This window comes from Emticicia sp. C21 (genome assembly GCF_003418935.1).
Classification (GTDB): domain Bacteria; phylum Bacteroidota; class Bacteroidia; order Cytophagales; family Spirosomataceae; genus Emticicia.
Genome location: NZ_QVMT01000002.1, coordinates 535,686 through 557,257, shown reverse-complemented (window position 1 = coordinate 557,257; position 21,572 = coordinate 535,686). Strand labels below are relative to the sequence as shown.

21 protein-coding genes and 1 tRNA gene are annotated in these 21,572 nt (G+C 39.1%); 11 read left to right on the top strand and 11 right to left on the bottom strand.

Features of this window, described 5'->3' with window-relative positions; genetic code table 11:
- Window positions 1-3: 3 nt before the first annotated feature.
- The 3 genes from D0T08_RS07130 to D0T08_RS07120 are packed head-to-tail and all read right to left on the bottom strand — an operon-like array spanning window position 4 to window position 2,873.
- Window positions 4-558 carry a D-glycero-beta-D-manno-heptose 1,7-bisphosphate 7-phosphatase gene (locus D0T08_RS07130; protein ID WP_116981906.1) on the bottom strand — a complete coding sequence of 185 codons (555 nt, stop codon included), beginning with the start codon at window positions 556-558 and terminating at the stop codon, window positions 4-6.
- Complete coding sequence (locus D0T08_RS07125; protein WP_116981905.1) at window positions 551-1,900, bottom strand: glycosyltransferase family 1 protein; 1,350 nt, start codon at window positions 1,898-1,900, stop codon at window positions 551-553. The genes D0T08_RS07130 and D0T08_RS07125 overlap by 8 nt, the downstream gene beginning before the upstream one ends.
- Window positions 1,893-2,873 carry a glycosyltransferase family 4 protein gene (locus D0T08_RS07120; protein WP_116981904.1) on the bottom strand — a complete coding sequence of 327 codons (981 nt, stop codon included), beginning with the start codon at window positions 2,871-2,873 and terminating at the stop codon, window positions 1,893-1,895. Before D0T08_RS07120 ends, D0T08_RS07125 begins: the two co-directional genes overlap by 8 nt.
- 416 nt (window positions 2,874-3,289) lie before the next feature.
- Here D0T08_RS07120 and D0T08_RS07115 point away from each other — a divergent pair, with 416 nt between their 5' ends.
- From D0T08_RS07115 to D0T08_RS07100, 4 genes are all read left to right on the top strand, one after another.
- Window positions 3,290-4,975, top strand: coding sequence for a carbamoyltransferase C-terminal domain-containing protein (locus tag D0T08_RS07115; RefSeq protein WP_116981903.1), 1,686 nt, complete (start codon window positions 3,290-3,292; stop codon window positions 4,973-4,975).
- A gap of 3 nt (window positions 4,976-4,978) precedes the next feature.
- Window positions 4,979-5,944 carry a glycosyltransferase family 2 protein gene (locus tag D0T08_RS07110; RefSeq protein WP_116981902.1) on the top strand — a complete coding sequence of 322 codons (966 nt, stop codon included), beginning with the start codon at window positions 4,979-4,981 and terminating at the stop codon, window positions 5,942-5,944.
- Entirely contained in the window at window positions 5,941-6,873 is a 933-nt protein-coding gene (locus D0T08_RS07105) for a glycosyltransferase family 9 protein (RefSeq protein WP_116981901.1), read from the top strand. The genes D0T08_RS07110 and D0T08_RS07105 overlap by 4 nt, the downstream gene beginning before the upstream one ends.
- 64 nt (window positions 6,874-6,937) lie before the next feature.
- Window positions 6,938-7,708 (top strand): OBAP family protein, encoded by a 771-nt coding sequence (locus tag D0T08_RS07100; protein WP_116981900.1) that lies wholly within the window; start codon window positions 6,938-6,940, stop codon window positions 7,706-7,708.
- 255 nt (window positions 7,709-7,963) lie between these two features.
- Here the strand turns inward: D0T08_RS07100 and D0T08_RS07095 are convergent, their stop codons facing one another.
- From D0T08_RS07095 to D0T08_RS07085, 3 genes are all read right to left on the bottom strand, one after another.
- On the bottom strand, window positions 7,964-8,761 hold the full coding sequence (locus D0T08_RS07095; RefSeq protein WP_116981899.1) for a ferritin-like domain-containing protein: 798 nt from the start codon (window positions 8,759-8,761) through the stop codon (window positions 7,964-7,966).
- A 14-nt stretch (window positions 8,762-8,775) separates the two neighbouring features.
- Entirely contained in the window at window positions 8,776-9,489 is a 714-nt protein-coding gene (locus D0T08_RS07090; RefSeq protein WP_116981898.1) for a ferritin-like domain-containing protein, read from the bottom strand.
- Window positions 9,490-10,047: 558 nt separating this feature from the next.
- Window positions 10,048-10,120: transfer RNA gene (locus D0T08_RS07085), tRNA-Phe, on the bottom strand.
- A 204-nt stretch (window positions 10,121-10,324) separates the two neighbouring features.
- Here D0T08_RS07085 and D0T08_RS07080 point away from each other — a divergent pair.
- Window positions 10,325-11,653: a 4Fe-4S dicluster domain-containing protein gene (locus D0T08_RS07080; protein WP_116981897.1), complete on the top strand. Its 1,329-nt coding sequence runs from the start codon at window positions 10,325-10,327 to the stop codon at window positions 11,651-11,653.
- Between the two features lie 216 nt (window positions 11,654-11,869).
- Entirely contained in the window at window positions 11,870-12,022 is a 153-nt protein-coding gene (locus D0T08_RS27540; protein WP_158561210.1) for a hypothetical protein, read from the top strand.
- Window positions 12,023-12,105: 83 nt separating this feature from the next.
- Here the strand turns inward: D0T08_RS27540 and trxA are convergent, their stop codons facing one another.
- Window positions 12,106-12,405: a thioredoxin gene (trxA, locus tag D0T08_RS07075; RefSeq protein WP_116981896.1), complete on the bottom strand. Its 300-nt coding sequence runs from the start codon at window positions 12,403-12,405 to the stop codon at window positions 12,106-12,108.
- 195 nt (window positions 12,406-12,600) lie between these two features.
- Between trxA and D0T08_RS07070 the strand changes: the two genes are divergently transcribed.
- From D0T08_RS07070 to D0T08_RS07050, 5 genes are all read left to right on the top strand, one after another.
- On the top strand, window positions 12,601-13,734 hold the full coding sequence (locus D0T08_RS07070; RefSeq protein ID WP_116981895.1) for a glycoside hydrolase family 88 protein: 1,134 nt from the start codon (window positions 12,601-12,603) through the stop codon (window positions 13,732-13,734).
- A 114-nt stretch (window positions 13,735-13,848) separates the two neighbouring features.
- Window positions 13,849-14,529, top strand: a complete 681-nt coding sequence (locus tag D0T08_RS07065) for a response regulator transcription factor (RefSeq protein WP_116981894.1) — start codon at window positions 13,849-13,851, stop codon at window positions 14,527-14,529.
- On the top strand, window positions 14,529-15,899 hold the full coding sequence (locus D0T08_RS07060) for a HAMP domain-containing sensor histidine kinase (protein WP_116981893.1): 1,371 nt from the start codon (window positions 14,529-14,531) through the stop codon (window positions 15,897-15,899). Before D0T08_RS07065 ends, D0T08_RS07060 begins: the two co-directional genes overlap by 1 nt.
- Window positions 15,900-16,055: 156 nt before the next feature.
- Window positions 16,056-17,018, top strand: coding sequence for a hypothetical protein (locus D0T08_RS07055; protein ID WP_229238913.1), 963 nt, complete (start codon window positions 16,056-16,058; stop codon window positions 17,016-17,018).
- A gap of 54 nt (window positions 17,019-17,072) precedes the next feature.
- Window positions 17,073-18,230, top strand: a complete 1,158-nt coding sequence (locus tag D0T08_RS07050) for an endonuclease/exonuclease/phosphatase family protein (RefSeq protein ID WP_116981892.1) — start codon at window positions 17,073-17,075, stop codon at window positions 18,228-18,230.
- Window positions 18,231-18,236: 6 nt separating this feature from the next.
- Here D0T08_RS07050 and D0T08_RS07045 read toward each other — a convergent pair whose 3' ends face one another.
- The 4 genes from D0T08_RS07045 to D0T08_RS07030 all read right to left on the bottom strand — a co-directional run bounded on the left by D0T08_RS07045 (window position 18,237) and on the right by D0T08_RS07030 (window position 21,526).
- Window positions 18,237-19,049: an SDR family oxidoreductase gene (locus D0T08_RS07045; RefSeq protein WP_116981891.1), complete on the bottom strand. Its 813-nt coding sequence runs from the start codon at window positions 19,047-19,049 to the stop codon at window positions 18,237-18,239.
- A gap of 79 nt (window positions 19,050-19,128) precedes the next feature.
- The gene (locus tag D0T08_RS07040) at window positions 19,129-19,647 is read right to left on the bottom strand and encodes a cupin domain-containing protein (RefSeq protein ID WP_116981890.1); all 519 of its coding nucleotides are present in this window, start codon (window positions 19,645-19,647) and stop codon (window positions 19,129-19,131) included.
- A 243-nt stretch (window positions 19,648-19,890) separates the two neighbouring features.
- A complete protein-coding gene (locus tag D0T08_RS07035; protein ID WP_116981889.1) occupies window positions 19,891-20,973 on the bottom strand; it encodes a DUF4097 family beta strand repeat-containing protein in 1,083 nt (360 codons plus the stop codon).
- Window positions 20,948-21,526 (bottom strand): hypothetical protein, encoded by a 579-nt coding sequence (locus tag D0T08_RS07030; protein ID WP_116981888.1) that lies wholly within the window; start codon window positions 21,524-21,526, stop codon window positions 20,948-20,950. The genes D0T08_RS07035 and D0T08_RS07030 overlap by 26 nt, the downstream gene beginning before the upstream one ends.
- Window positions 21,527-21,572 lie beyond the last annotated feature (46 nt).

Sequence of the window (21,572 nt, the reverse complement as noted above, 5' to 3'; positions counted from 1 at the left end):
TTATTAAGAATTAAGGATATAGTCAGTGACCTCTGATAAATCTGTAGCAATATGCGTAGGGGTCCGGATAACCGTTAAATCCCACTCCGTTTCGTTGCCATTATTGATAAGAATGCTTCTGCAGCCTGCCTGATTACCGGCTTCTACATCATGGAGTATATCGCCTACCATCCAAGAGGCATTTAAATCAATATCCAGTTCTTTGGCGGCTTGCAATAAAAGGCCGGGAGCAGGTTTTCGGCAGTCACAGGTTTTATTGTAGTTGCTATTTTTCCCATTCGGATGATGAGGACAATAATAGAAACCGCCGAAAACCACACCCTCGATCTCAAATAACTTTAATAAGTAATCTTTTAGTCGCAAGAAATTTTGTTCTGAAAAAAAACCTAAGGCAATACCTGATTGATTTGAAATAATTACTAGTTGATAATCCATTTGCTGCAAGCGTCGCAATGATTCAATAACCCCTTTTTCGAGTTCAACGAGCAAAGGGTCAATATTATAGGGGACATCCTTAATAAGCGTTCCATCTTTATCGAAGAACACGGCCTTATTCATACAAATTTCTGTTTATCTGCTGATATAGAGGCTCCCTGAAACCAGGCCGCACACCCATCAGCGGTATAGAAGTTAAAGAAGAAGATCTGCTGAACGTTGACACTGGTTTATAACTTGTACGGATAACTTTTTCATATAATTGCTGCATTTGTTTAGCCACACATTCCCAGGTAAAGAGTTTATTGACTCTATTCAGGGAATTCTGGCATAAATAGTTGTAATAAGCCGGATTAGTCAACCCATGTTGTATTTTCTTCGCCAGCATATCGGGGTCATTGGGAGGAACCAGAAAACCCGTCTTACCATCTACCACACTGTATTTAATACCGCCTACATCTGACCCAATCACCGGCGTACCGCAAGCCATTGACTCCAGCGGTGTAATACCAAAGGGCTCATACCAGGGCGTAGAGATAAAGAAATCGGCCGCATTATAAAAATATTTGAGTACATTTCTATTTTTACGTCCAACAAAAATCACAGAATCAACTACCTTTTCCTGCTCTGCAATTGCTTGTAGCCTTCTTAATTCTGCATCTTTGTTCGGGTCTGGGGTATCAGCATTCCCTCCTACTATTACCAGTTTAATTTTAGTTACCTGTTTCAATCTTCCCAAAGCTCTGATAACATTATCTACTCCTTTTCGTGGCACCATGCGGCCCAGTTGTAGGAGTATCTTCTCTTTGCCGGGTAAGTTCAGGGCCTGGCGCGCCAGTGTTTTGTCCATCGGATAAAACTCATCATGGCTGAATCCACACGGAATAATAGTGATTTTAGCCGGGTTTGCTTCGTAATAATTAATCAGGTCTTCCTGGTCTTGCGGACACTCAGCTATAATCTGGTTGGCATCTCGTACAATTAGTTGTTCTATGGATATTCTGTCAGCGGGAAAGGCATCTTTTTCTTTCTGATGCAACTGTCTTATTTTGCCCAGGGCATGGAATGTAACTACATAAGGAATATGTAAACGTTTTTTTAATTGGTGTGCTACCAGGGCCGACATAAAAAAATTGGCGTGGACAATCTCATAGTCAAGCTGATATTTTTTGATATAGGCTATCATATTATTGGTGAAAGCACTCATATAATTGAGCAGTTCTTCTTTCGGAACAAAGGCCTCAGGGCCCGCCTGAATATGGATGACCCTGATACCTTTAAGCCAGCAAACAGTTGTCGGAATTTCTTTAGCATCTTTGCGCGTATAAATGTCTATCTCATAGCCTTTGGTAGCCAATTGTTTACAGAGCTCGGCTACATAGACATTCTGGCCGCCACTATCAACACCGCCCAATAGGGCCAATGGCGAAGCATGCTCGCTTATAAAAGCAATTTTTTTAGTCATGATCAATTGTATTTAATTGAATGGCATACTGAAATACCTCGTACCATTCGTTCGTGAAGCGATTTATATTGAATCTGTTTTTAGCAATCGTTTGTGCCTCAATTCCCAGGGTATTAGCCAGGACACGATCTTCTACTAATAATTTCATATCCTCTATCAGGGCATCAATATTGGTATTGATGAACCCCGAGTCTCCGTTTTTAATGACACTGGCATATTCGGTGGTAGCTAAAGCCACCACAGGCATGCCAACCATCATGGCCTCGCACACAGCCAGACCAAAGCTGGTGTATCTGATCGGATTAAAAAAGAAGCGATAATTGCTCAGAAACTGAGGTAAGTCAGGATGCAATACTTCACCCAAACCACCGGATTTTGAAGTACCCATGCCGACTAAATCAATCGGTACATGCTTTCTTACTTCTTCAAAAATATCCCATCCGGTAATACGGCCTCTTTGTTCTATATGATTGATAACCGTAATACCTTTGGCTAAATGGCCTTTGTATTCAACCCCTGATCTGGTAATTCCATGCTCAATTACTCTGATGTGCGGTGTAGTATTATGCCACATCAACTTATTGAAATGTGTTACATGCACCACTACAACGTCGGGGTCGTCTACTATATGCAGGGTATTGGTTGGGTGTCCCTCTGGCGTATTATGTTCTACATAAACCCTCGGTAATTGCCTCTGTTCAGTAGATAAAACCTCGAATTGGTTTGTCATGTAGTTTTTTTCAGACTGAAACAGAATACAATCAAACTCTATCGTTTTTATCTCTCCGGCAGGTATTTCAATGACATTTTCTCCAAACGGAAAAGTCTCGCCTCTTCCATAATAACCCTCCGATTTTTCCTTGTTTACCGGAATATATAGGTCGTAATTACCCTGTGACAAATAATACAGATAGCTACCATGCACATGCCAGGTAAATACCTTTAGTCTGGGCTCATGAGTAAAAATATTCATAGAAGCGAAACCACTTAGTGACCTCACACTTTGTTAAAAAAGAGTGCCAGCCTATTAATTTTGTTTAATGTTTGACCCCAATTTGCAATAAAAGATTAAACCATATAATTAAACTAAGAAAGCGCTATTTGCCCCTGATTTCGGGAGGAAAAACTTACTCGTGACGATGGACAATTTAAGCGTATCAATTTCTACAACTTTCAAGTGGCATACTTCCGAGATTAAAATCTTCTGGGCTCTAACAAAAAGAAATATTTATAATAATGTAGTTTAATCTCTTCTGTGGTCATTAAAATAGATTTGAAACGGTCTTTCAATACTCATTTCCTTGAGCTATAATTCATTTCTCTTGCTGTGTGGCACAATCATTTTACCTCATTATCACCTTCCTCTTATTAAAAAATCATTTGATGCCTATGTTTACATTAGGAATTAATGCTGCTTTTCATGATTCAGCAGCAGCATTATTGAAAGACGGACAAATTATTGCCGCGGCTGAAGAAGAACGTTTTACTCATATCAAGCATGGCAAAAGGCCTATTCCCTTTTCAGCTTACGAAATGCCTTACCATGCTATCGATTATTGTTTAAAGACCGCTGATATTCACATCAACGATGTCGACCATTTTGCTTATTCTTTTGATCCTGATTTATTAAAAGAATCAGGATTCATCTCCAATGGCGCAGCTATCTATCATAGCTGGGATGAATTATTCCTGACTTATATAGAACAAGCGGCTTTGCAAGTACAGGATGGATATCCTCATCATCTGCAGAAACGTTTTATCGGTGCAAAAGATATTCAGGAAAAATGGCATTATGTAGAGCATCATATTGCGCATGCGGCCAGTGCGTATTACCCCTCCCCTTTCCAGAAAGCGGCTGTTATGATTATGGATGGTCGCGGAGAAAAAATATCCACCAGTTATTATCTGGGTGAAGGCAATGAGATGAAAAGGCTGGGAACCGTACACATGCCTCACTCGCTCGGTATGTTGTATGAGAAAATTACAACCTATTTAGGATTCCTGCATTCATCTGACGAATATAAGGTAATGGCTCTGGCTTCTTATGGACAACCGCTCTATACAAATAATTTTATGTCAGCCATCCACTTGTCTACCGATGGTACGTATACGACCAACAATTTTAATCCCGAAGACTGGTGGGGACCTCAACGAAAAAGAGAGGAACCATTTACACAATTGCATTTCGATATTGCTCATTCGTTACAGAAAGCATTAGAGAAAAGTGTGGTACATCTGGCTAACTGGCTCTATGAAGAGACCCAAACTGAAAATCTATGTCTGGCAGGAGGCATAGCACTTAATTGTGTGCTTAACTCTGTTATTAAAGAGCAAAGTCCGTTCAAAAATGTATGGGTACAACCGGCAGCGGGCGATGCGGGCACAGCTTTAGGCGCTGCTTTATGGGTAGATGTGCGTCTCAATAGTGATGAGCAATCTGATAAGTCTACTAATGAAATGGTGCATGCCTATTGGGGGCCATCTTATAGCGATGAAGAAGTAGAAGCCTTTCTGCAATGGACGAAGGTACCTTATAGAAAATTAGACAATGTAGCGAAAGATACTGCCCGGATATTGGCCCAGAATAAAATCATAGGCTGGTATCAGGGCCGGATGGAGTTTGGCCCGAGAGCTTTGGGAAGTCGTTCGATATTGGCTTCACCCATTGAAGCAAGTATGCAAACTCGGCTGAATGATATTAAAGACCGGGAAGATTTCAGACCGGTGGCACCTGTGGTATTGGAAGAAGACGCCCATGACTGGTTTGAAAATGCTTCATTTTCTCCGTTTATGCTCTTCGTGTATCCGGTAAAAGAAGACAAAGCCGATAAAATTCCGGCCGTAAGGCATGTCGATGGAACTGCACGTATCCAGACCATCAATCGGCAGCAGCATGCTTTGTATTATGATTTACTGAGTGAATTTAAAGGTTTTACTGGGGTACCGGTATTGGTAAATACCTCTTTCAATACCAGAGGCGAGCCAGTGGTGTGTACCCCACGCGATGCCATAGAATGTTTCTGGACTTCTCCGTTTGATGCCTTAGTAATTAATTCATTTCTTTTAGAAAAATAAGCCATGTCTGTCTATATATCGGTTGTTATTCCTACTTACAGGCGGCCTGAGCTCCTAAGTCGCTGTCTGGCTGCCTTACAAAGGCAAACTTTTCCTGCTACTTACTATGAAGTGATCGTAGTGGGTGATGGGGTCGATTTCCCGTCCAGAAACATTGTGCATACCCTGCAAAAGAAAATCAGCCATTTTCATTATTACGAATTAAAAAAGAAAAAAGGCCCTGCTGCCGCACGCAACTACGGTTGGAAACAGGCCACAGGCAAACTCATTGCTTTTACAGATGATGATTGTATTCCCTCTGTTGATTGGTTGCAGGCATTCTGGGATAGTTACCAATCTTATAACAAAGCCAATATCTGTATGAGTGGTCGGTTGATTGTTCCTATCCCGAAGTTACCGACAGACTATGAAAAAAATGTATCTCTGCTCGAAACCGCTGATTTCATAACCGCTAACTGCGCCTGTACAAAAGTGGCGCTAAGAATGGTGAATGGCTTTGATGAAGACTTCCCGATTGCCTGGCGGGAAGATTCAGCACTGGAGTTCGCGATGCGTTCTTTTAATATTCCTGTTGTAAAAAGTGAAGATGCTGTTGTGCTGCATCCGGTAAGAAAAGCTTTCTGGGGCATAAGTCTGAAAGAACAAAAGAAGACACTGTATGATGTATTGTTGCATAAAAAATACCCAGTCTTTTTCCCCAATAATAAAATTAATTGGCTGTATTACGCCATCGTTATCAGTAGCGTTACAGCTATCATTGCTTTGATAGTGCATAAACCCGTGACAGGTTTTATTGCATCAGGGATATGGCTTTTGCTCATAGTTGGCTTTGTGATACGCCGTTTGCACAAAACTATTCTATCGTTTTCGCACGTCACAGAAATGATTACCACTTCTGTTTTGATACCTTATTTATCTATTTACTGGACTTTGCGCGGAGCGCTACGTTATAAAGTTTTTTATCTATGAAAATCCATCCGGCTAATGTGAAAAAAATCGCTATTCTGCGAGCCTTACAATTAGGTGACCTCTTGTGTTCAGTACCTGCTTTCAGAGCTTTGAGACATGCCTATCCGGCCGCAAAAATAACCTTAATGGGCTTACCCTGGGCGGTCTCTTTTGTGCAACGTTTCTCGATGTACATCGATAAGTTTATTTATTTCCCGGGGTATGAGGGGTTGCCTGAACAGCCCTTTGATGAGCAGAAATGGGCAGAATTTGAACGATTGATGAAACATGAGCGATTTGATTTGGTGCTACAGATGCAAGGGAAAGGCACTATTGTCAACGATATGTTGAAAGACCTATCCATTCCGACCATTGCAGGCTTTCATTGTGATGAAAGTCGTATGGAATCTGACTTATTTCTAATATATCCGGAAGGGATTTCAGAAATTGAGCGACATCTGGCTTTGATGGAACATCTGGGGATTGCGCTTTATGGAACAGATTTGGAGTTCCCGGTCTATTCAACTGATGTGGCCGAATGGGAAGAAAGAATACTGCCCGTTTTACCAGAGCATTACGTCTGCATACATGCAGGTTCGAGAGGTGAATGGCGGCAATGGCCTACCCCCTATTTCGCACTGATTGCTGACTACTGCGCTGATCATGGCTATGAAGTGGTGATTACGGGTACCACAGAAGAAGCACCCATCACACAACAGGTAATTCATTTCATGAAAAATCGGGTTATTGACATGACCGGAAAAACAAGTTTAGGCACTATAGGCTTGTTGATAAAGCATGCAAGTATGCTTATCAGTAATTGCACAGGCGTATCTCATATTGCAGCGGCGACAAAAACACCTAGTGTAGTGATAAGTATGGATGGAGAGCCCGAACGATGGGGGCCACTAGACCGACAAATTCATAAAGTGGTTGACTGGACGAAATAACGCTAAGGAAACTGATGTGTAAAATATAAACAAGTTTGATTGAGCTATTTTAAAACCGAAAGCTATGAAATCTATCTTATTTCTCCTGTTTTTTGTTGGGTTCGTTTTGCTTTTGCCGGCCTGTGGTGGCAAGAATACTGCATCTAAGATTGATGCACCGGGAGACGAAAAAACAACAAAAGATAAAGTATTGGAAACCGGAGCTGATTTATTGCAAAATAAATCTCCGCTGAAAGACTTCAATGCCTATTTAGATGGTTTCCATTTTTATAATGGTAATATGAATGCCCAGATGGAAGCACATCATTACGTAAATCAATTGAATGAAGACGTCTATCAGGCTATTATATTTGATGGAAATACAGATAAGCCCAAGCTCATGGGTGTAGAGTATATTATTACTGAAAAACTATTCAAGACCCTCTCCACTGAAGAAAAGAAACTCTGGCACTCGCATCATCATGAAGTAAAATCGGGCTCACTGATAGCTCCGGGTATCCCTGAGCTAGCCGAGCATGAATTGATGGAAAAACTGGTTTCTACCTATGGCAAAACTATTCATACCTGGCATACAGACCAGCAAAGAACACTGCCTTTAGGTGCGCCAATGATTATGATGGGATTTACCAAAGACGGGCAATTACATCAGGAACTATTAGCAGACAGAGATAAGCGCTTTCATATATCGACCGAAGAAAAGAAAAACAATAGAAAAGATATACCCATGACTATAGTTGACCCTCAGGCAAACGCCTGGGAAAAAGGCGAAATAAGACAATTTATTATTACCAACAAAGCAGATAGTGCCAGACATAAGCATCAGAAAATGCTTTGAAAGCAATCTATTTCAGCAAGAAACTAGATAGCAGTCACAAAAAGAACCTGACAATGTCGGGTCTTTTTGTTATGAACCTAGTATTAACAATAGGCAAAAGTTATAGGTAAGACTAAGTCATTAAAATCATTCGCCTTTACATATGAATATGTACGGAGTTACTTATTTTATTCTATCAATATAGAGTATTAAAAATAAACGGCACAAAGCGGAGCGCCGTTTACTTTTAATACTGCCCCATCCTACATAACATTTTTATGTCGCAATAAATCTGCTTGCATTAGCCAATACCGCTTCTCGGCTTAGAGGCTCATCAAATGCTTCACTAGCTCTTTCTTTTGACCTGCCTGCTAAACCAGAAGTCTCTACACCTCCCTGCATAGTATTATCTTCACCGGTATAGATCCCGGCAGGAGTACCCTCATTAAGCGTAATCCAGGGTTCTGTCTCTTCTACCAGATTTCTGATATTTATCAGATACCGTATTCCAGCTGTATGGCGTGCTTCTACCGAGTGTATACGTAAAGCTGCTTCAAGTATTGGCTTATCTTCAGCAGCCATCAGGTTTCCGGCCTGTCCTTTATAAGCACGCACCCCGTGGTCTTCAAAGGCATGGCCTACCATAGCAAAAGTTTTGTAATTAGTAAATACATCAGGGAATAAGCCTTTACCTGTAAAATCGAATGTCGGTTTAGGAATGGCTTTATTTCCTAAAGTTGCTTTGATAAAAGCTACGTGTTCATTTTCATGTTTGGCAACCTGCGTAAATACAGGTCTGTCGCTGCCTGGAATCAGATTCGCGGTATTGATACCTTTTGTAAAATATTCACTATCTAGATATTCCAGTGTTAAAGCGAAATTCAATACATCCATAGCCACCGGAGTGGCAGCATAGGCTTTGTTGAGCGAAGTGGCCACTAATGTTGGGATAGCCAATGCAGAAACTTTTTTCCCTATGGTATTAAATACACTCCGGCGCGATATATAATTGAGTCTTTCGTGGACATCCTCATCCACTTTCTCGAGTTCTGAGATGATATGATAAAGGTTCATGGTAAATCTCTGATTTATGATTGAGGAAGGCTTGAGCCTGTTAATTTGTTTTTAATAAATGACTGAACAGCCGGTAAGACCTCCGAAGGTTTTTTTGAAAGGTCAAGCCCGTTAGCATTAATAATATCGTCGCCCGCAAAGTGCGTTGAATTGGCTTGTAACATACTGCGGATAGCCGCCGCATGACGTGCCTCTACCGATACTATTTTACCCGCCATCAATAAGTTAGCGGCCTCTTTTAGCAAGGTACCTGCTCCATTGTAGGCACTTACCCCTGTATCTTCAAAAGTTCTGGCCGTGCCTAATACACTGGCGCGGTTGGTGAAATCAACTGCAGAGAAATTAAACTCCAGTTGCCCGATCGCATTAGCACCTAAAGCATTGCGCAGATATTCCCGATGAACAATTTCATGGTCGCGGATAGCCATAAGCATATCCTTTTCTTTCTGCGTAGCTCCTGAAAAAATTGTATCAACTACCCTTATGTAGAAGTCGGCCTCTAATTGTTCCAGTGCATAGGCATAGTTCAGAATCCCTATATCGCCCATACCCAGGTCGACATTATCTCCTGCCATTACAGGGTCATCGTCTTTGTCGCAGCCAGCCAGAAAAATTGCTCCTGCAATAGTTGTCATGCCAGCACTTTTCAAGAAGTTACGTCTGGCAACAAAGGTGACCGGCCTATCAGTTTTTATATTGACTGATAAGCCCTCATTCAGTTGTTTCATGTGAATTGAGGTTTAAACCATAACCCAGTATAAGCAGGCTATAGAGAGGAAAAATATTTTAGTCACAAGATTTCTATGCACCCAAAACTTAAAATAAAAAGAGAGGCTCTGAAATAAGGTTCTATTTTCTAAATGATAGGCATGTATAAAATTCCTGTTGTGGCATAAATGCTGAAAAGCAAAGACCATCACATAAGTAGAAATTGATGTGCATGATTTGTAGCACTATGAGGTAACTATTACTATTAATCCCTAAGAATGTAAAAGAATTACCTCGTCAGAAAATTTGGATTAAGCAATAATCATCTCAAATGTAATTTTCTTGTGTTAAGTGGGAGGTTATCGACGGTTGATGAATTTAAAATCTATTACGTACTAATAATGTGCATGTGGCATTAAAAATGATAACTCGGGAGATTTTATACTATTAAGTGAATTGTACTTTTTTCAGGGGATTGTATATAATTGCCGAAAAACGAAGAGATAAAAAGATACCTATATTGTACCCAAGAAAAAAGGCAGCTATGAAATTGCTTCATAACTGCCTGATTATCAGTGTGGTAATGGACGGAATCGAACCGCCGACACAAGGATTTTCAGTCCTTTGCTCTACCAACTGAGCTACATTACCTGATTACCACCATTCCCCGTGTTTTGGGACTGCAAAAGTAGACAAAAAAAAATCAACTACAAACTTCTACCAAAAAAAATCTTAAAAATTTTCTTTAAACTTGCATTATCTAAAATTTGATTATATTTGTAATGGTATGCTTGCATACCATTACAACAGTATTACAAAGACTTACTCCATCAGTATTCATCCAAACTGAATATTATGCAAATCATATCACAAATCTTATTCATTGCATCATTAGGTATAGCGGCCTACTTTATCAATCGTCGGATAGTGCTTATCAAAAAGACTATTCAGTTAGGCCATGCAGAAGACCGTACAGACAGACCTGCTGAACGTCTACAAATTATGCTTCTCACAGCCTTTGGGCAAAAAAAGATGTTTAACCGCCCATTGGTAGGATTGATGCACTTTATTATCTATGCCGGATTTCTGATTATTAATATTGAGGTTCTGGAAATTATTCTGGATGGAATCTTTGGTACACACCGCTTATTCGCTCCTTTTTTAGGCGGCTTCTACACTTTCCTGATTAATTTCTTTGAAATACTGGCACTTGGGGTATTGACGGTTTGTGTAATATTCCTGCTTCGTCGCAATGTTCTGAAAGTACAACGCTTTCAGGAAAGTCGTCATAGAGAAATGAAAACCTGGCCTCGCACCGATGCCAACATCATTTTAACTATTGAAATATTATTGATGTGGGCTTTTTTAAGCATGAATGCCACCGATACACTTTTGCAGGCAAGAGGCGTAGGGCATTATGCCGAAGCCATTACAGGGAGCTTTGTTGTCAGCCAGTGGTTACAGCCGATTTTTGAAAGTTGGAGCGATACTGCTTTGATTGCCTATGAGCGCTTTGCCTGGTGGTTTCATATTCTGGGTATTATGGGCTTTGCTTTATATGTTACCTATTCTAAACACTTGCACATCTTTCTGGCTTTCCCGAATACTTATTTTTCTAATCTTAAGACTAAAGGACAAATGGCCAATATGCCAGCCGTTACTAAAGAGGTAAAAATCATGTTGGGCATTGAACAACCGGATGCTGCACCTGCCGAGGTCGGTCGTTTTGGGGCCAAAGACGTCAAAGATTTAAGCTGGAAGAATCTGATGGATGCGTATAGTTGTACCGAATGTGGGCGTTGTACAGCAGCTTGTCCGGCCAATATTACAGGTAAGAAACTTTCGCCGCGTAAAATCATGATGGATACCCGCGACCGTCTGGAAGATATACAAAAGGGGTGGATAAAAAATGGGAACGATTATGATGATGGTAAAACACTTTTAGGTGATTATATCTTAGAAGAAGAAATACTGGCTTGTACTACCTGCAATGCCTGCGTGCAGGAATGTCCGGTAAATATCTCTCCTCTAGACATCATCCTTGAACTCCGCCGCTATAAGGTTATGGAAGAATCATCAGCCCCCGGATCATGGAATGCGATGTTCTCAAATATGGAAAATAACATGGCTCCCTGGAAGTTTTCGCCAAGTGATCGGTTCAATTGGGCTGACGGCGTGAAATAATTAGCCGTTTAATAAATAAAATACTATATTATTTGTAGAAAAATAGTTTTTTTCTATTATTGAAGTATTTTAATGCCTAAACTTTTTGCACTTAGGAAATATTTTTTTTAACTTTACATAGGCTTTTACAAAAACATGTTGGCATGTTATTTGAAATGAGCTGATATGTAGTGTAAAAATATTTTAGCCTAATGTGCATTTTTGCCTCTAACCTCCATGAGAAAATTTAATTCATCCATGTTTTTACAATGGATAGTTTTTATGCCATTGTTATTGCCATTGGCCATTGTTAGCGGGGCGTTTGATGGTATTAAGCGTGTTTTTGAGCAAGCTACTTCTGATATTATCGAAAAAGAAATAATATCTTAAAGAGCTTAAAGCTTTCCAAATCCTATAAAAAGCATCTGGCCCAAAGAAATTTCTTTAGACCTCTACTTTTTATTGCTATACAATCAGGCAAACTTTTGAACAACGCTTTTCAATTGCGGTAGTGATAACACTCCCGATTGTCGCCATTTCAATTCACTCTTCTTAAATAGCATCAAGGTAGGCACACCAGAAATCTTATACTTTGAAGCTAGTTTCGGATTTTTATCTACATCAATCTTTACAATCTTGATATTGTCTCCCTCATCCTGTGCTAATTGTTGTAGCGTAGGAGATAATACCTTGCATGGCCCGCACCATTCCGCGAAGAAATCAATCAAAATTGGTGTTTCTGAATCAATCAGTTCTTCAAATGTCCCTGTCATTTTGCGTGTATTTATTTTGTTTCATTAGTTAACAAAGAATAAAGGCCGGAGGTTTCAAGAAATTTGTCTGAATTATGATTTACCCGCACGGCAAAGTGCAGACAATCACTAAATCCTATCTTTATACCCACAGGCAGCCATTTTTATTCCGATTACGTCTATATTTGTGTGATTACTACTTTGATTCATGTTTATATGAGAAAATATACCTTTATTCTACCATTTTTTGTCTTTTTGAGTTTTAATTTAACTTTTGCCCAAAGTCTACCCAAAAATCCGGATCTCTGGAAAGCCATGTCGCTGGCTAACGAATACTTTATGTTGAAATGGTCTGATGTGAGTAAACCTATTGTTAGACCCGACCGCACCCGCCCAAGTAATATCTGGACACGCGGTGTATATTATGAGGGATTAATGGCTCTTTATAAATTAGACCAGCAAAAACGCTATTATGATTACGCCGTAGCTTGGGGAGAAGCACATAAATGGGGCTTAAGAAACGGGATTACCACCCGCAATGCTGATGACCAATGTTGCGGGCAAACTTATATAGATTTATACCTGATAGATGCTAAACCAGAGCGTATCCATGATATTAAGGCTTCTATGGATAGCTTGATTAATAGCCCTAAAAAAGACGATTGGTCGTGGGTAGATGCTATACAAATGGCTATGCCGGTATTTGCGCAGTTAGGGGTTATTTATAATGATAACCGCTATTTTGAGAAAATGTATGAAATGTACATGTATACCAAAACTATGCATGGTGATAAAGGTTTATATAATGCAGCTGAAGGATTATGGTGGAGGGATAAGGATTTTGACCCACCTTATGTGACTCCGGCGGGTAAAAACTGTTATTGGTCGCGTGGTAATGGCTGGGTAGTAGCTGCTCTGGTAAGAGTATTGGATATTTTGCCAAAGGATGCGCCACATCGAGAAGAATACGAGAAAACTTATCTTGAAATGATGAATGCGCTTGTGCCACTACAAAGAACAGACGGATTCTGGAATGTAAGCCTTACCGACCCTACAGATTTTGGTGGCAAAGAGTTAACAGGAACATCACTCTTTGTGTACGGCATGGCCTGGGGTATTAACAAAGGCATTTTAGATAAGAAGAAGTTCTATCCGCCTGTTGCAAAAGCCATTCATGCTATTATGAATAATTGTATTCATCCGAATGGATTTTTGGGTTATGTACAAGGAACAGGTAAAGAACCTAAGGATGGTCAGCCCGTTACGTATGATAAAGTGCCAGATTTTGAAGACTTTGGGTTAGGATGCTTTCTACTAGCAGGTACAGAAGTCTATAAGATGAAGCGTTAATACTAATTTTCCTGTTTTTAGAAATATAAATTTTATAAAACGCAGCTAAGTTTACGAATATAGCTGCGTTTTACATTTAATTTCCTACTTTTGGTACAATCCAAGCCACTTAGCATGAAAATCTTAGTAATTGAAGACGAAGTCAGAACTATTCAACTCATCAAACAAGGACTCGAAGAGCAACAGTGGGAAGTTGATATAGCCTATGATGGAGCCATGGGCTTTCAATTAGCTACCCGGCAGGTATATGCCCTTATTATTTCTGATATTATCTTACCCGGCATGAATGGCCTGGAACTCTGCCGCAAACTACGCGAGGTTGGAGTATCCTCTCCTATTCTGCTTCTCACAGCCTTAGGTACTACCGATGATAAAATTGAAGGTTTAGATGCAGGCGCCGACGATTATCTGGCTAAACCATTCGAATTTAGAGAATTAATGGCGAGAGTCAGAGCGCTGACACGTAGAAGCATCGGCATTATTCACACGGCCAACACGCTGAAAGTTGCTGATTTAGAAATGGATTTAGATACTAAAACCGTAAATCGTGCCGGACAGGAAATTACTTTAACTGCCAAAGAATTCGGACTTCTAGAGTACTTTATCCGTAATCAGGGCCGTGTTATATCAAAAGCCGAATTAGCCGAAAAAATATGGGACGTGACTTTTGATACAGGCACCAATGTAATAGAAGTATATGTCAACTTTTTGCGAAAAAAAATAGATAAAGATTTTGAGCCCAAATTGCTTCATACCCAGATTGGTATGGGCTATGTACTCAAAGTAATTTCCTGATGACAAATATCCGCTCAAGGCTAACCTACCAGTTTATAGTGTTGGTCAGTGCCGTACTTCTGTTTTTTTCGTTTGGGGTTTATTTTTTCAGTAAACTATACCTCGAAAAGCGTTTCTATAAACGCCTGCAAGACCGTGCCATTACTACTACCACGCTTTTATTTGATATTCAGGCGGCCGATACTACGGTTTTAAAACTGGTTAACGTTTCCGATAGGGAACTGCTTACGAATGAGAGTATTTCAGTTTATAACGAATCATTAGAGCAATTTATCTTCTTTACCCACTCATCTGATACCAGTTTCCATCAAAAATTACTCCCACTGGTTGTTAGTAATAAACCGAGTACTTACACCAAATATAACGGTTATCAGGTTTTAGGCATTCATCTGACGAATCAAGGTAAAGGAAATTGGGTAATTGTCAGTGCTATCGATCAGAACGGACAAGCAGCCTTACAGGATTTGAAGAAAATCCTGATTGTGATGGTATGTGTGGGCATTCTGCTCTTGGGTATTTCAGGTTGGATTTTCGCCAATAGGGCTTTAGCCCCCGTTTCAGGTGTTATCAGGCAGGTAAACCAGATTTTTCCTCGTAACGTAAAAAAACGGGTTGAATACCCTAACCCGGATGATGAAATAGGCGCATTAGTAGCTACTTTTAATCAGTTGCTCAATCGTATTGAAGAAGCACTCGTTACTCAGAAAATGTTTATCGCCAACGTATCTCACGAGCTAAAAAACCCTCTGACCAAAATTTATTCGCAGATTGAAATAGCTCTTTTGCAGAAACGTACGCCTGAGGCATACGAAAAAAGCCTGAAATCCCTGCAGGAAGATACCCGAACACTTACCCAGCTGACCAATACCCTCTTGAATCTAGCTACAGTAGTGGCCAATGCAGAAAATGTAAAATATACCCCAATCCGTCTTGACGAATTACTCTGGGAGGCTAAAAGTCAATTACAGAAATGGCATGAGACGTATCAGATTCAATTAAATTTTACTGATTTTCCTGAAGATGAAGAGGCACTGCTTATTCAAGGCAATGAGGCCTCTATGAAAGTAGTTTTTATGAATCTGATGGATAATGCCTGTAAGTTTTCTGATGAAAATACAGCTATAGTCAGCTTTACAGCTTCTGACACTGCAATAGTCATTTCCTTTTTTAATAAAGGGCCCGTTATTCCAAAAAGTGATATTCCTTATATTTTCCAACCATTCTACCGAAGCAATGCTTCTGCGCAATCTGTACAGGGACACGGTGTAGGGTTAGCCATTGTAGCCCAGATAATCCGCTTACATACTGGTGAAATAACTGTAAAATCTACCTCTGAGGGCACTACTTTTACACTGATTTTTACCCGTTAATATAGTTTTACCTAATCAAAACATAACATATAATATAGAAAATAACTGGCATGCTTTTTTGCTATTCTATATCTATGAATCTATCAATTTACATTTTAAGGTAAATTTAAAGTCAATTTAACGGCTGTTTAAGTTGACTGGCATTTCTTTGTAATTATGGAAATAACAAATACAAAAATGGCATCAGGTGGTAATCAAGGCATATTCAAGGTCTCTTTCGGAGTACTTATAGGTATATTAGCCTTGCTTGGTTACTTGTTTATGGGTGCCAGAAACGATACGTTTGAACTACAAAAATCACTAACTGAGAAAGTAGAGCAACTGTCTGCCACACAGATAAAATTAGACTCTATCTCAAAGGTTTTAGATGAGAAAATAACCAAAATAAATAAACTCGGCGGCAATATTGTCGAATTGAAGCGCATTAAAGCGCAATTAGAAAACGATAAAAAGCTACTTAAATCAGATTTGAATTTCTCTGTTCAGAAATATAATACCAAGATAAAAGACTATGAAAATTTTCTGACAGTTAAAGACAAAGAATTTAATAACCTGAAACAAGAAAATACCCAATTAAAAGCCCGCACTGAACTATTGGAGCAGGAAAAATTAGAGGTACTAACAGAAAATACTACTTTAAAAAGCGATAAAGAAACCTTATCGCAGGAAGTAGCTGAATATTCTGCCGAAAATTATAACCTGCAACGTCAGGTGACTATGGCCTCTTCTATGAAAGCTATTAATGTGCAGGTGGCCGCTTTATCTTCCAACGGAAAAGCAAGAGAGGGCAATGCTTTCAAAGCCTCACGAATCAATCGTTTGAGAGTATCATTTATTATGCCGTCTAATCCAATTGCGGTTAAAAACAGAAAAGATATTTATGTGAGGATTCTGGATGCGAATGGTGGCGTAATTAGTGATAATGTAACCAGTGGCATACTGGAGTATGAAGGGAGTGAGTTAGGTTATAGTATTCGTCAAGGCGTTGTATTTGAAAACAACGACCAGAAAGTAGATATTATCTATGCACAAGAGGCGCCTTATACACCGGGCAGATATGAAGTAGAAATATATTGTGAAGGATTTAAAATTGGCAAAGGGGGATTCGAAGTAAAGTAATCGTATACCCTTTCCGAAATTCAAATTAATGTTGATCCATAATTGCATAAATACATGGTAATATTAAATAGCTTTAAAATATTTGTTCTGGCTATTCTTCAGACTTTCGGAGAAATAGCAATGGAGGGACTAAGAATTACAGTGAGAGCATTTAAGAAATTTCCACGCTCTTATATAGCTGTGTTCTACCTATTTATTGCAATGGCTTTTTGCTATTATCCGATTTTCGACCATTGGTTGACGGGTTTTATCATGATGAGCCTACCTGTAGCAGTTTTGGCAGGTTTGATAGCAAGCTGCTACTTATTCTATAAAAAGCAGAAATTAATAGCTTCGGTAGGTTTAATATGGTTCTTAATGACGTTCCCGATTATTAAACGATTTGTGGGTATAGGCAATGGTAAACAAGAAGCCAGCAATGCTCAATCACTGAAAGTACTCAGCTTTAACAGCGAAAGTTTTGGGGAAGAAAACGGTAAAGGTGTCAACTGGAACTCTCTTAAAGCCGATATTGCCTGTTTTCAGGAATATTCGCCTAACGAAAACATTGAGACTCAGTATAATGATAAATTAGTTAAGCTAACACCATTTGACCAGAACAGACATATAGGCCTGGCCTTGTTTTCTCAATATCCCGTTGTGAAGGAATATAGCAAAATCTGGGACAGAAAAGGGCAACCTAATATCAATGGTTTTATATGTGCAGATATTGCCTATAAAGAAGATACTGTACGTGTAGTGAATGCGCATTTGTGGTCGATGGGTGTACGTATCAATCAGGCAACTGATGCCTTGAAACAAGGAGATATAAAAGGATTTGTCTGGGAGATTTTTGATACTTTCCGTCGTTTGAAACAGGGGTTTGAAGAGAGAGATGGGCAGATTAAAGAAATAGAATCTTATGTGTCAGGTAGTAAATATCCTGTGATTATCTGTGGAGATTTTAATGAAATTCCGTTCGGATATGTTTATGGGAAATTGCGCCTGAGTTTTAGTAATGCCTTTGAAGAAGCAGGAAAAGGCTTAGGATTTACCTTAAACCGTCGCCCGTACTGGGTTCGGATCGACCAGCAGTTCTTTAGCTCCGACTGGAAAGTTCAATCATGTCAGACTATTAAAAACGTCACAGTTTCAGACCACTTCCCTGTCGTAGCCCAATATGTACTAAAAAAATCACTGGATAGACCTACTAATCTGGTGGCAAATCGTTAATGACTGTTATAGTTTAAACATCTTTGCCAGAACTTTGTGATAGGTGTTCGGAAAAACCCGGGCAACCATATCCAGGGTTCTGGCATCATTGCCTATCAAGATACGCGGTTTGTCTTTCTCAATTCCGTCTAAGATCATATATGCTGCTTTTTCAGCAGACATTTTCAACGCAGCCCTTTCAAACCTTTCAACTGCCTTTTGCCCTTCTTCATTATCTCTGTTATGCCCCTTTCGGGAATTTCGGGCAATGCCAGTTTTGATACCTCCCGGATGGACAGTTGAGATTTTTACATTTGTCTTAACCAATTCGAGCTTTAATACATCAGAAAAACCTTTTACAGCAAATTTAGCCGTAGAATAAGCCGAATTTTGTGGCATCCCTACAATTCCAAAAATACTTGAGACATTTACAATATGCCCCTGATTATGCTTCACCAGATGCCTTAAAAAAGCTTTTGTCATTCTGATTACTCCCCAAAGATTAATACTGAGCAACCATTCAAAATCCGTCAGTGAGGTTTCCAGAAAACTGCCCGAAAATAAAGCTACTCCTGCATTGTTGACCAGAATAAAGCGTTCATGGAAATGCTTTTTGATAATTTCATTGGCAAAAACTTTGATTTGTTCGGCATCAGAAACATCTAAGATATACTTTTCTATAGTACCTGTAGCCTGATTGATAGTCTCTTCTAAGCCGGCCTCGTTTACATCAGTAGCAATCACTTTTGCTCCGGCTGCAGCAGCTTGTATAGCCAAGGCTCTACCAATGCCCGAAGCAGCGCCCGTTACAATAAAAACACTACCTTTTATCTGGCTCATATTATCTGTGCTGGTTTATACAAAAATAAAAAAACAGGATAAGATTTTATCCTGTTTTGCAATACTTTTATTATTCGTATTAAATTTCGCCATATTTCTCCAATAGTTCATTCTGGACATACATTACCTGCTTGCCTTCTTCACTTAGCAGAAAGGTTTCAAGCGTAGCACCTGCCTCACCCATAAAATTAGAATCTGTCAGTTTTGAGATAATAGCCATATATACCATGTTGTTGTTTTCAATGGTATTCAGATCTCCTTTCTCTCCGTCTTTATGTATACCCTGCATTACTTTTATGGCATTTTCAAAGCAAAGACTACCCGGCTCCAGGGTTGTCTTCAGTATTACTTTAGAATTGCCTATCTGATAAGTATGCACCATGTCTTTTTTGACTGTAGCCGACTCGCCAGCTTTTAGTACGAGTTCTTCATTGCCATTCCATATTCTGATTTCTCCCTCCAATACCTCAAAAGTTTTATCAAATTTCCGATGATAATGTAGAGGAATACTCGCGCCCGCTGCAAATTCTGACTCTATTACAGTTCGCTTGCCTTTATTGGTCTTTACTGATTCTCTAATTAATGCTACCTTTTCCATTGCAGTATTTGTTGTACAGTGTTTAATGATTCTTATGAATCACTTATTTTCAGATAATAATGGGTAGCTATTGTGTTAAGCAAGTATATAACACAGAATCTTTATTAAATGTTATTATATCTTCTGAAATTTATATTTATGATTAATTCTTACTAAGAGGCAAAAGGGATATATAAGTTAAATAATCAAACAAAAAACAGGATAAACCCTTAGAGCCTATCCTGTCGCTTCAAAACACTTAATTTATTTTAATTTAACACTACTAAAATTACCGTTTACTGTAATTTTGCAAGTAGGAGAACCTTTTCCGACCTTACCTTCGTAGTACTTGGTCGGATTAAAGCCGTAGTTTTCTTTCTTTTCGGTTTCGGTATTTCTGGTAAATGAGATACCTTTATCTTTCGGGTAATCAAAGTCACCATAGTGAGCCTTCACATCAAAATCGTAAGTTACGTTATCATCTAATGTTAGCGACACAGGCGAATAACTGGCTTTAATATCCAACTCTTTTACATTCTTACCAACGCTTCCCAATTTAAAATCACCTGAGAATTCTAATTTCCAATTGCTCGATTCTTTCAACAATCCTATTGCGCCACTCGAATAACTGATTTTAGCATCAATCTTACCTACTTCTTTGATATTGATATCACCAAAGCTGTTATCAAAATCAAAATTATCAGCTTTTTCCATTTTGATACCTGAATAAGAAGCCTTTAATCTACCTCCTGACATGGACTTAATATAAGAGTCCTGACAAAAAGCTATCTTAATATCTGCCTCAGCGTTTGAAATATCTTCAGCAATCAGTTTTCCATAGCTTTGGTCAACTTTCAAAGGTGTAGTAAAGCTTGGCAGAAATGTACTACCGAATGAGTTTTTCACCTGAAGCGGGTTTGATTTAGGCATATACACCATATAATCAATCTTCAATGAATGTTTCTCTCCTTTATTACTCCAGTTTCTGTTATCTGAGCGTTCAATAACGGTTTTGATATTTACTTGTCCATCATCTTTTTTGCCCACTACATCTACTGAGTTTATAAAGTCAGTGGCTCTATCGTCAGAAGAAGCATTGGCTACAATAAGTACCTCAACCTTTACTTCTTTTTTATCCCAGAAATTGACCTTAATATCGCCAAACTGATTATGCAGAGAGACTTTATCTGACGAAGAAACTGTATATGACAAACTCACATTTTTCTTTTTCTCAATCCATTCTTTATCATCCTTGGCAAAAGTTTGTACGGTAGTCAAAAGGAATAATACCCAGAATACTCCTTTCATTTGGGTGGAAAGGCTACACCATCGTTTTGATTTTTCCATTTTTAACTTCTTTAATTTTTTGAATTATTTGTAACTGTTGGTTTAACAGATCGATCTGCATAGTTAAGTTTTGTACCATAGCCTTCAGCAACTCTTCCGGATTCGGATTTTGCGGCAATTCACTTTTAAGGCTCTGATAATTTTTGTCTAATGCCTGTAATTCGACATCAAACTGGTGGTAGAGTTGAGGGTCTTCTTTTTCTAAAGACTTCAATTCTTCTCTTTTTTGCTCTACCAAAGAGGCAAACTGTACTAATTCTTTGCCATAAGTTTTTTCATAAACCGGTGGCAAATCTAAGCTTGCAAAGCTTTCAGGAATTTGTGAGTACATTACTGCCCCATACCCTACTGTTAACAATATGGCTATACCTGCGGCAATGGCTATTCCCCATCTGAAACCGCCAAATCTTACTATTTTTCCGTTCAGGCGTTTGCCTATTGGTTGTTTTTTAGCAACCTCCACCTCAATTTTCTTCCACAAGTCTTTTGATGGCTCGTAGCTGTCAAAATCATCACGGTTATCTCTCACGAATCTTTCTAAACGGTCTTTCATATCACTCACCCTTGGTAGGGATTTTTTAATTGAATTAAAACTTTCA

Bases quoted from the DNA above. Each gene is read 5' to 3' on its own strand.
- D0T08_RS07130 (WP_116981906.1), bottom strand. From the start codon at position 558: ATGAATAAGGCCGTGTTCTTCGATAAAGATGGAACGCTTATTAAGGAT.
- D0T08_RS07125 (WP_116981905.1), bottom strand. From the start codon at position 1,900: ATGACTAAAAAAATTGCTTTTATAAGCGAGCATGCTTCGCCATTGGCC.
- D0T08_RS07120 (WP_116981904.1), bottom strand. From the start codon at position 2,873: ATGAATATTTTTACTCATGAGCCCAGACTAAAGGTATTTACCTGGCAT.
- D0T08_RS07115 (WP_116981903.1), top strand. From the start codon at position 3,290: ATGTTTACATTAGGAATTAATGCTGCTTTTCATGATTCAGCAGCAGCA.
- D0T08_RS07110 (WP_116981902.1), top strand. From the start codon at position 4,979: ATGTCTGTCTATATATCGGTTGTTATTCCTACTTACAGGCGGCCTGAG.
- D0T08_RS07105 (WP_116981901.1), top strand. From the start codon at position 5,941: ATGAAAATCCATCCGGCTAATGTGAAAAAAATCGCTATTCTGCGAGCC.
- D0T08_RS07100 (WP_116981900.1), top strand. From the start codon at position 6,938: ATGAAATCTATCTTATTTCTCCTGTTTTTTGTTGGGTTCGTTTTGCTT.
- D0T08_RS07095 (WP_116981899.1), bottom strand. From the start codon at position 8,761: ATGAACCTTTATCATATCATCTCAGAACTCGAGAAAGTGGATGAGGAT.
- D0T08_RS07090 (WP_116981898.1), bottom strand. From the start codon at position 9,489: ATGAAACAACTGAATGAGGGCTTATCAGTCAATATAAAAACTGATAGG.
- D0T08_RS07080 (WP_116981897.1), top strand. From the start codon at position 10,325: ATGCAAATCATATCACAAATCTTATTCATTGCATCATTAGGTATAGCG.
- D0T08_RS27540 (WP_158561210.1), top strand. From the start codon at position 11,870: ATGAGAAAATTTAATTCATCCATGTTTTTACAATGGATAGTTTTTATG.
- trxA (WP_116981896.1), bottom strand. From the start codon at position 12,405: ATGACAGGGACATTTGAAGAACTGATTGATTCAGAAACACCAATTTTG.
- D0T08_RS07070 (WP_116981895.1), top strand. From the start codon at position 12,601: ATGAGAAAATATACCTTTATTCTACCATTTTTTGTCTTTTTGAGTTTT.
- D0T08_RS07065 (WP_116981894.1), top strand. From the start codon at position 13,849: ATGAAAATCTTAGTAATTGAAGACGAAGTCAGAACTATTCAACTCATC.
- D0T08_RS07060 (WP_116981893.1), top strand. From the start codon at position 14,529: ATGACAAATATCCGCTCAAGGCTAACCTACCAGTTTATAGTGTTGGTC.
- D0T08_RS07055 (WP_229238913.1), top strand. From the start codon at position 16,056: ATGGAAATAACAAATACAAAAATGGCATCAGGTGGTAATCAAGGCATA.
- D0T08_RS07050 (WP_116981892.1), top strand. From the start codon at position 17,073: ATGGTAATATTAAATAGCTTTAAAATATTTGTTCTGGCTATTCTTCAG.
- D0T08_RS07045 (WP_116981891.1), bottom strand. From the start codon at position 19,049: ATGAGCCAGATAAAAGGTAGTGTTTTTATTGTAACGGGCGCTGCTTCG.
- D0T08_RS07040 (WP_116981890.1), bottom strand. From the start codon at position 19,647: ATGGAAAAGGTAGCATTAATTAGAGAATCAGTAAAGACCAATAAAGGC.
- D0T08_RS07035 (WP_116981889.1), bottom strand. From the start codon at position 20,973: ATGGAAAAATCAAAACGATGGTGTAGCCTTTCCACCCAAATGAAAGGA.
- D0T08_RS07030 (WP_116981888.1), bottom strand. From the start codon at position 21,526: ATGAAAGACCGTTTAGAAAGATTCGTGAGAGATAACCGTGATGATTTT.